The sequence below is a fragment of the Caballeronia sp. INDeC2 genome (assembly GCF_023631325.1).
GTDB lineage: Bacteria > Pseudomonadota > Gammaproteobacteria > Burkholderiales > Burkholderiaceae > Caballeronia.
Window position 1 is genome coordinate 23,849 of sequence record NZ_JALQDG010000050.1, and the last position, 8,107, is coordinate 31,955.

At 61.0% G+C, this 8,107-nt stretch carries 6 protein-coding genes, 1 pseudogene and 1 other annotated feature; of the genes and pseudogenes, 6 read left to right on the forward strand and 1 reads right to left on the reverse strand.

The genetic code is table 11. The annotated features are described in order from the left end of the window. The 6 genes from xylB to NCS28_RS32310 all read left to right on the forward strand — a co-directional run bounded on the left by xylB (position 1) and on the right by NCS28_RS32310 (position 6,157). Positions 1 to 1,569 carry a xylulokinase gene (gene xylB / locus NCS28_RS32280; RefSeq protein WP_250517842.1) on the forward strand — a complete coding sequence of 523 codons (1,569 nt, stop codon included), beginning with the start codon at positions 1 to 3 and terminating at the stop codon, positions 1,567 to 1,569. Continuing rightward, positions 1,566 to 2,288, forward strand: a complete 723-nt coding sequence (locus tag NCS28_RS32285; protein WP_250517843.1) for an HAD family hydrolase — start codon at positions 1,566 to 1,568, stop codon at positions 2,286 to 2,288. Before xylB ends, NCS28_RS32285 begins: the two co-directional genes overlap by 4 nt. After that, a complete protein-coding gene (locus NCS28_RS33300; protein WP_284506406.1) occupies positions 2,288 to 3,133 on the forward strand; it encodes a MurR/RpiR family transcriptional regulator in 846 nt (281 codons plus the stop codon). Before NCS28_RS32285 ends, NCS28_RS33300 begins: the two co-directional genes overlap by 1 nt. Positions 3,134 to 3,178: 45 nt before the next feature. Further along, positions 3,179 to 3,943 (forward strand): ribose-5-phosphate isomerase RpiA, encoded by a 765-nt coding sequence (gene rpiA / locus NCS28_RS32300; RefSeq protein ID WP_250517844.1) that lies wholly within the window; start codon positions 3,179 to 3,181, stop codon positions 3,941 to 3,943. Continuing rightward, the gene (locus NCS28_RS32305) at positions 3,940 to 4,707 is read left to right on the forward strand and encodes an SDR family NAD(P)-dependent oxidoreductase (protein WP_250517845.1); all 768 of its coding nucleotides are present in this window, start codon (positions 3,940 to 3,942) and stop codon (positions 4,705 to 4,707) included. Before rpiA ends, NCS28_RS32305 begins: the two co-directional genes overlap by 4 nt. 61 nt (positions 4,708 to 4,768) lie before the next feature. Beyond that, positions 4,769 to 6,157, forward strand: coding sequence for an FAD-binding oxidoreductase (locus tag NCS28_RS32310; RefSeq protein ID WP_250517846.1), 1,389 nt, complete (start codon positions 4,769 to 4,771; stop codon positions 6,155 to 6,157). 509 nt (positions 6,158 to 6,666) lie between these two features. Here NCS28_RS32310 and NCS28_RS32315 read toward each other — a convergent pair. After that, a pseudogene (locus NCS28_RS32315) lies at positions 6,667 to 7,706 on the reverse strand (IS3 family transposase); the annotation flags it as partial. Further along, positions 7,504 to 7,620: a sequence feature (AL1L pseudoknot), on the reverse strand. (Overlaps the previous pseudogene by 117 nt.) Positions 7,707 to 8,107 lie beyond the last annotated feature (401 nt).

Here is an 8,107-nt window from a genome sequence, read left to right on the forward strand (position 1 = left end):
ATGGAACGCTATCTTCTGGGCATCGACATTGGCACGTCCGCGTGCAAGGTCATCGCGGTCGACAGCCTCGGGCGCGTCGCGGCCAAGGCACTCGCCGCGTATCCCGTGATCTCGCTGCGTCCCGGGTGGGCCGAGCAGGAGCCGGAGCAGTGGTGGCGTGCCACGCAAAAGGCGCTGGCCGAGGTGCTCGTGGCGCTGCCTGATCGCCGCGCGGTGCAGGGCATCGGGCTTTCCGGACAGATGCACGGGCTCGCTGCGCTCGACGCGAACGACGAAGTCTTGCGCCCGGCAATCTTATGGTGCGATCAGCGCGCCGCGCCTCATTGCGACGACATCACCGAACATGCGGGCGGTCTTGAGGGCGTGCTCAGGCTCGTGCAGAACCGTATGCTGCCGGGCTTTACGGCAGGCAAGCTTTTATGGATGCGCGAGCACGAGCCCGGGTTGTTCGCGCGCATGCGCCGCATGCTCAATCCGAAAGACTATCTGCGCTTGCGTTTGAGCGGCGAGCATCTCACAGACGTGTCGGATGCGTCCGGCACCGGGCTTTTCGATGTGAAGGAGCGCGCTTGGTCGAAGGCGATGCTGTCGCTGCTCGACCTGCCCATGAGCCTGGTGCCCGAGGCGGTCGAATCCACGGCGCGCGCGGGTGTGTTACGTCCCGAGCTGGCCGAAGCGTGGGGGCTACCCGCTGATACGCCGATCTACGGCGGCGGCGGCGATTCCGTGATCCAGACCACTTCGATGGGGGCGATCGACAGCGGGCCACTCGGGGTCACGATCGGCACGGCGGGCATCGTCGCGGGAGGAACGCGCACCTGCCCGGAGCCGACCGGCCAATTGCAGATCTCCTGTGGGAATGCTCCGGGGCGCTGGCACGTGATGGGAGTCACGTTGTCGGCCGGTGGCGCCTTTGAATGGCTGCGCAATGCGCTGATGCGCGTGATGCCCGCGTTGTCCTTTGAGGACATGACCGCGCTTGCGAAAACTGCTCCCGCCGGTTCGCACGGCCTGCTTTTCCTGCCCTATCTTTTGGGCGAGCGCTGTCCGCACGTCGCCGCTGATGGCCGCGCCGCGTGGATTGGCCTCACCTCGATGCACGATGCCAGCCACATGGTGCGCAGCGTGATGGAAGGCGTCTTGTTGAATATCCGTTCGATCGCGGCACTGTGCGCGACCTCCGGCCTCACATGCGATGAGCTTCGCGCATCGGGGGGTGCGACCGGGGAGCCGTTTTGGCTTCAATTGCTCGCCGATGTCCTGCAGCGCGAGGTCACAACCGTCACAGGTGCGGCCGAGGGCGGTGCGTACGGGGCGGTGCTCGCTGCGGGCGTCGGTGCGGGATGGTGGTCGACGCTCGAAGAAGCCGCAGGCTCGCTTAGCGTAACGAGTCGCGTCACGCCGAACCCGACGCTTGCTTCGCTCTATGACGCGCGTTTCGGCACATACCGCACGCTTTACGACACCTTGCGCCCGGCGTTCCAGCAGATCGCAGCGGAAGCTGCTTCCCCCGACAACACCGGCAGCGGCGACGACCGGCTGCCTTCACCGGAGAGCTCCGACTCATGACCCGCACAGCCCGTGTTCTCGCCGAATCGCCTCTCGACCTTCCCGTGGACGCGGTGGTGTTCGATCTCGACGGTACGCTCGTCGATACGGCACCCGATATCGCGAACGCGGTGAACCGCCTGCTCGCGACGCACGGACTGCCTCCGCAGACGGTCGAGTTCGTCGAGGGCTTCATCGGCGAGGGCTCATTTGGCCTCATCGACAAGCTTTATAAAGCCATTGGCCTCGAGCTCGAGCACGCGCGAGTTAGCGCGGACGTCGAGAAGTACCTTGAAATCTATAAGCGTCATCCGGTGGAGAAAGCCACGATATACGCCGATGCACTCGCCGCGATTCCCGCCCTGTACGCGGCTGGTGTCAAGCTGGGCGTATGCACGAACAAGGCGCAACAGCTCGCGCAAGCGGTACTCGAACACTTCGGGATTGCGCCCTATATCAGTGCGGTCGTTGGAGGCGATATGCTCTCGCAGAGAAAGCCGCATCCCCGGCATTTGCTCGCAACCCTCGAACAGATGGATGCCGCGCCCGAGCACACGCTTTACATTGGCGACACGCGCATTGACGCCGAATGTGCGGCACGCGCGCATGTGCGCTGTCTGGTCGTCAACTGGGGCACAGGACCCAGCGTGCCCGTCGCCGAGGATGCAAGGCTGAATTCCTTTGCTGAACTTGTGACGAGATGCGCCACGCTGAACGCGTCGCGCATGCCAGGAGCCTAATGAGAAACGATCTGTTGCGACGCGTTGCGCTGGAGCGTCCCGCCTTGACGGGCGCCGCACTGCGCATTGCCGATGTCCTGCTGGGCGCGCCCGAAGCGGTGCTGAAGATGAGCATGGCCGAGTTATCAGAAGCCGCGCAGACGAGCGACCCGACCGTGGTCCGGTTCTTCCGGCGCTTCGATTGCACGGACTACCAGGACTTCAAGGTCCGTCTTGGCCAAGGGCTGATTCCACAGGCGCCGTTTGACTACGAGGCGATCACGGCAAACGATCCGCCCGCGAACGTATGCAACAAGATCATCAACAATTCGCTGCACGCGATACAGCGCTTCGCGTCTGACGTGGACTCCGCGGCCATAGAGCGGGCCGCTGCGTACTTGATCGAAGCGAAAGGGATATTTTTGTTCGGTCTGGGAATTTCTGAAACGATCGCGTTCGATGCCGAGCACAAGTTTTTTCGGCTGGGACTGCATTGCCGCGTCGTGCTGGAAAGTCAGCGGCAACTGCTACTCGCGCCGACCTTGCGCAATGACGAAGTCGCGGTGTTCTTCTCGCATTCCGGCTCGACTAAAGCGCTCGTCATGGCCGCCGCGATGGCTAAGGGCAAAGGCGCGGTGACCATCGCGATCTGCGCGCCGGGATCACGCCTGGCGCAGACCTGCGACCTGACGATTGCCGTCCCGGCTTACGCAAATACAGAGTTGTATACGCCACTCACCGCGCGTATCAACCATTTGCTTGTGGTGAACATGCTGGTCGCTATGCTGGGCATGCGGCAAGGGCGTGAGCTGCCCGATAACCTGGCCGCGCTCGACCCTTGGTTCACTGACAAATTTGTGGAATAGGCCTAGCCGTTTTCAAGGTCAGTTGAAGTCATTACGGAGGTGAAATTGAGCACGCATATCGAACCGGGCTATGCCCACATGAAACCCGCCTCGAAGCAGGACGAAGCCAAGCTGGCCTCAGGCATCAAGGCCGTCGATCACTATTTGCGCCCCGGGATGAAAGTTGGACTCGGGTCGGGCACGACATCGCACTGGTTTGTGCGCGCGCTCGCACCGCGCGTGAAGGAAGGGCTCGATATCGTCGGCGTACCGACTTCGAATGCAACGCGTGAGCTCGCGCTCGAACTTGGCGTGCCCCTCACGGATCTTGGGCAGATCGATCGGCTCGACGTGACGATCGACGGCGCGGACGAGATCGACCATCGCGGCAGCATGATCAAAGGCGGTGGCGCCTGTTTGCTGTGGGAGAAGATTGTCGCCGCGGCCTCGCGCAAGATGGTGGCGGCCGTCGACGACAAGAAAGTCTTTGACACGCTGGGCCGCTTTCCGCTCCCCATCGAGGTAATCCAATTCGGCTGGCAGAGCACGGAGCGCCTGCTGCGTGAGTTGTTCGTCTCCGCCGGTTTCGATGCGGGCGTGCGCATCGATAGGCGAACGAAGAACGGCGAACTCGTGGTAACCGACAGCGGCAACTGGATTCTCGATTGCCATCTCGAAGCCATTGCAGAGCCGCTCGCGCTCGCGCCGCGTTTCAATGCAATTCCGGGGGTCGTGGAGAACGGGCTTTTCGTCAACATTGCAAGCGAAATGATCGTCGGTCATGCGGACGGCAGTGCCGAGATTGTGGTGTTCGAAGGGGCGCGCGCATGAGTACGCTGTCGACGCTGGACGCGTTTCGCCTGGACGGCGACGTCTGCGTGGTCACGGGCGCCGCACAGGGCATCGGCTTTTCAATCGCGAAGGGCTTGCGCGAAGCCGGAGCGACGCTAGTAATCGCAGACCGCGACGAAATGCTTGGTCAGCGTGCGGCGGACGAAATTGGAGCCGACTTTGTCGCGCTCGACGTGACGGATTCGTCCACGGTCGACGCCGCGTTCGATACCGTGGTCACGCGACACGGCAAACTCGATGTTCTGGTGAACAACGCGGGCATCGTGAAAAACGCGCCCGCGCTTGAAACTGATGACGCCGCGTGGCGCGCGGTGCTCGCGGTCAATCTCGATGGCGTGTTCTATTGCAGCCGCAGCGCGGCCCGGCATATGGTTCAGCGCAAGTCCGGGCGCATCGTGAACATCGCTAGTATGAGCGGTTCGATCGCGAACAAGCCGCAGCCGCAGGCATCATACAACGCGTCAAAGGCGGGCGTCATTCACTTGACGCGCTCGCTCGCCGCGGAATGGGCGGCACACGGAGTGCGAGTCAATTCCATTTCACCGGGTTATGTCGCCACCGAGTTGACCAAGCGCGGTTTCGAAATCGAAGAATGGCGCCAAGTGTGGATCGACGGCACGCCGATGGCACGCATGGCAACGCCGGAGGAAATAGCGCCAGGTGTCGTCTTTTTGGCGTCGCGAGCGAGCGCGTTCGTGACCGGATCGGACCTTGTGATGGACGGTGGCTATACGGTTTGGTGAACTGGGTCACCCTTGACCGGGTGCACGTCGGCCTTCGAAACCGATAACAGAGACACGACTTATGAACGTAGATGAAAGCATACTCGCGCTGCGCGAGGCGCTCGGTGAGCAAGTCGTCGCGCTGCCCGAGGAGTTTGGCGAGCGACGTGTCGAGGACTGGAGCGGCATGCCGTGCGCGACGCCGCTCGCGGTGATTCGTCCGCGTACGACCGAGGAGGTCGCGCGAGCGCTTGAAATCTGCTCGAAACACAAGCAGCGCGTCGTCACGCAAGGTGGTCTCACAGGCCTCGTTGGGGGCGCCAATCTTCTCGGCGGCGAGGTGGCGCTCAGCCTTGATCGTATGAATCGCATCGTCGAGATCGATGAAGTCTCGGGCACGATGACGGTAGAAGCTGGCACGCCGCTCCAAGTGGTTCAGGATGCTGCGAGCGAGGCGGGCTTTTACTTTCCGCTCGATCTCGGCGCCCGAGGCAGTTGCACGATCGGCGGTAATCTCGCGACTAACGCCGGGGGCAATCGCGTCATCAAGTACGGCATGATGCGCGACCAGGTGCTCGGCGTCGAAGCTGTGCTCGCGAGCGGTGAGATCATCGGTGGTTTAAACAAGATGATCAAGAATAACAGCGGCTACGATCTACGGCACCTGCTGATCGGAAGCGAAGGTACGCTCGCGGTCATCACCCGCGTTGTGCTGCGGTTGCGCCCGAAGCCCACCGCAAATGCCACCGCGTGGTGCGGCTTGCCAGATTTTGCGGCGGTGACGACGCTTCTAACGCGTTCTCAGGCAGGCCTGGCGCCCGGTGTCTCCGCGTTTGAAGTCATGTGGGCGGGTTATCACGATGCCGTCATCGCAAATCTAAAGAACCTGCGCGCGCCATTGGCCGACTCGTATCCGTTCTATGTGCTGCTGGAAAGTGTGGGCACCGACCCTGTCAGGCATGGTGAAGCGTTCGAGGAATTTCTCGGCGGCATGCTCGAAGAGGGCATTGTCAGTGACGCGGCCATTGCGTCTTCAGAAGCACATGCGCGCAATTTCTGGGAGATCCGTGACGCACCGGGCGAATATCAGCGCTTCATTCCAAACCATGCGGCATACGACGTGAGTTTCTCTATCGCGCAAGTCGGCGAGGCGGCGGCGTTGTGTGACGCGCGGTTGCGCGCGCGTTGGCCCGAAGCGACCGTGATGACCTACGGGCACCTTGGGGACGGGAACATTCATATCGTCGTCGACGTGCCCGGCATGGGCAAGCACGAGCACGATGATATCGATCGCGTCATCTACGATGTCACAAGCGAGTTCGAAGGCTCTATCTCAGCTGAGCACGGCATCGGCATCAAGAAGCGGCACTTTCTAGCGCAGTGCCGGCGCGAGGCGGATATCGAGGCCATGCGCGCGATTAAACAGGCGCTCGATCCGCAGGGCTTGCTCAATCTCGGAAAGGTCTTTTAGCGGCGGAACGAGGAACGAGCCATAAACGAACTCGATCAGGCGCGCAGGCGTGCAGCGACCCAGGCAAACGCGCAGGATGGCGATCTCTGGCGATGGTTCTCGTTGCTGATGGACGAGCGACGCATCCGCTGGTGCCAAGCCGATGGTTGCTGGCTTGTTAGCGTCGATCATCGGCACGTTGCGACCGAATCGAGTTTCGATCGCGCCATTCGGGAAGCGCGGCGTAGTTACGAGAAGGGCGTGCTGCGGCGGCGGGCAGCGTAAGCGTAGTCCTACGGCACGGCTTGTGCGCTGCAGAGGAAGGGATTAAGGACGTCTCTGTTCAAGCGCAAACCTGCAATGCCAAGATCCAAACCTAATCAAGAGACGTCACTTCTATGGGAGCGAACGAAGAAATTAAACGGTCAAACAACCGGTATCTCAGTTTAAACCACTATGTTCACGCGACAATTCTGATGGGCCCTCATCGACTCTTTGAACCGCCCCGGGAATCGTGGAGGCTGGTTGGTTTAAGTTGATGCGGGTTCAGCGACAGCTGTTTCGAGTTGTCGATAGTAGTTTGCCTCAGCTTCGGCGGGCGGGATATAGCCGAGGGGTTCCATCAACCGATGATGATCGAACCAGGCCACCCACTGCAGTGTTGCCAGTTCAACGGATTCCCGCGTTTTCCAGGTGCGGCGATGAATCAGTTCAGCCTTGTACAAGCCGTTGATCGCTTCAGCCAGGGCGTTGTCATAGCTGTCGCCCCGACTGCCGACTGACGGTTCGATGCCCGCTTCGGCCAGCCGTTCGCTGTAGCGAATGCTGACGTATTGGGACCCTCTGTCCGAATGATGTATCAAGGTTCTGCCGTCGCCCGGGCGCCGCGCGTAAAGCGCCTGTTCAAGTGCATCCAGAACGAAGTCGGTGGTCATCGAACTGCTGACTCGCCAGCCGACAATACGGCGAGCAAACACATCGATCACGAAGGCCACATACAGCCAGCCCTGCCACGTCGAAACGTAGGTGAAATCCGAAACCCAGAGCTGGTTCGGCCGTGCCGCCTTGAACTGGCGATTGACCCGATCCAGCGGGCGCGGGGCTATCGCATCAGGAATAGTCGTGCGAACGCGCTTGCCTCGCATCACGCCGCGCAAACCCAGTTGCTTCATCAACCGTTCAACTGTGCAGCGCGCCACCGCGATACGCTCCCGGTTCATCTGCTTCCAGACTTTATCCGCACCGTAGACTTGCATGTTGGCCTGCCACACACGCGTGATCTCCGGCCGCAGACCTTCATCGCGGATTGCGCGAACAGAGCGCCGCGACGGATCACGAAGCTGCGCGGCGTGGCGTCGGTAACCCGACGGGGCAATCCGCAAGACCTTGCAAATCGGCTCGACCCCGAAGGTGTCGCGATGCTGATCGATGAAGGCCTTCAGGACTTGAAACGGCGGTCGAGCTCTGCGTGGGCGAAAAACGCGCTCGCGACCGAACGCCACCGCCTCGCGCTCTGATTCCTCCGAAAATTCTCTTCTGCCAATTTGATACCTCGTTGGTCGATCAAAGTCTACCTTTCGAAGTGTCCAAGATTGCTAGACCACTACACGCAGACCTCCTTTTACTCGCGCCTCGCAATGAGAGCGACCGCGTAATCCAATTTTGCGACTCTGCTACCTACACTGCCTCGTGGAGAAATTCACTCTCCGTGGTTTTCAATTCGAGCAACGACTGCGAATCAATGATTTGCTTTAATGCGTAGCTCGACTCGGAAGTCGGCAGCCCTGGCGCAATGCGCGCATCAGATTTGAACTCGTTCTAGGGACGGGGAAACTTGCGTGCGCGCCGCTCCGTTCGCTTACCTCTTTCCCTCGCCCGTCTCTCCGCGATTTCGACATCGTTCTATATGACCGAATCGATGGCGCCTTTATCGTTCGATGCAAGTCACGACACGATCGATGTATCGCTGTG

Coding starts and splice junctions, on each gene's coding strand:
- NCS28_RS33300 (WP_284506406.1), top strand. CDS start 2,288: ATGAGAAACGATCTGTTGCGACGCGTTGCGCTGGAGCGTCCCGCCTTG.
- xylB (WP_250517842.1), top strand. CDS start 1: ATGGAACGCTATCTTCTGGGCATCGACATTGGCACGTCCGCGTGCAAG.
- NCS28_RS32305 (WP_250517845.1), top strand. CDS start 3,940: ATGAGTACGCTGTCGACGCTGGACGCGTTTCGCCTGGACGGCGACGTC.
- NCS28_RS32310 (WP_250517846.1), top strand. CDS start 4,769: ATGAACGTAGATGAAAGCATACTCGCGCTGCGCGAGGCGCTCGGTGAG.
- NCS28_RS32285 (WP_250517843.1), top strand. CDS start 1,566: ATGACCCGCACAGCCCGTGTTCTCGCCGAATCGCCTCTCGACCTTCCC.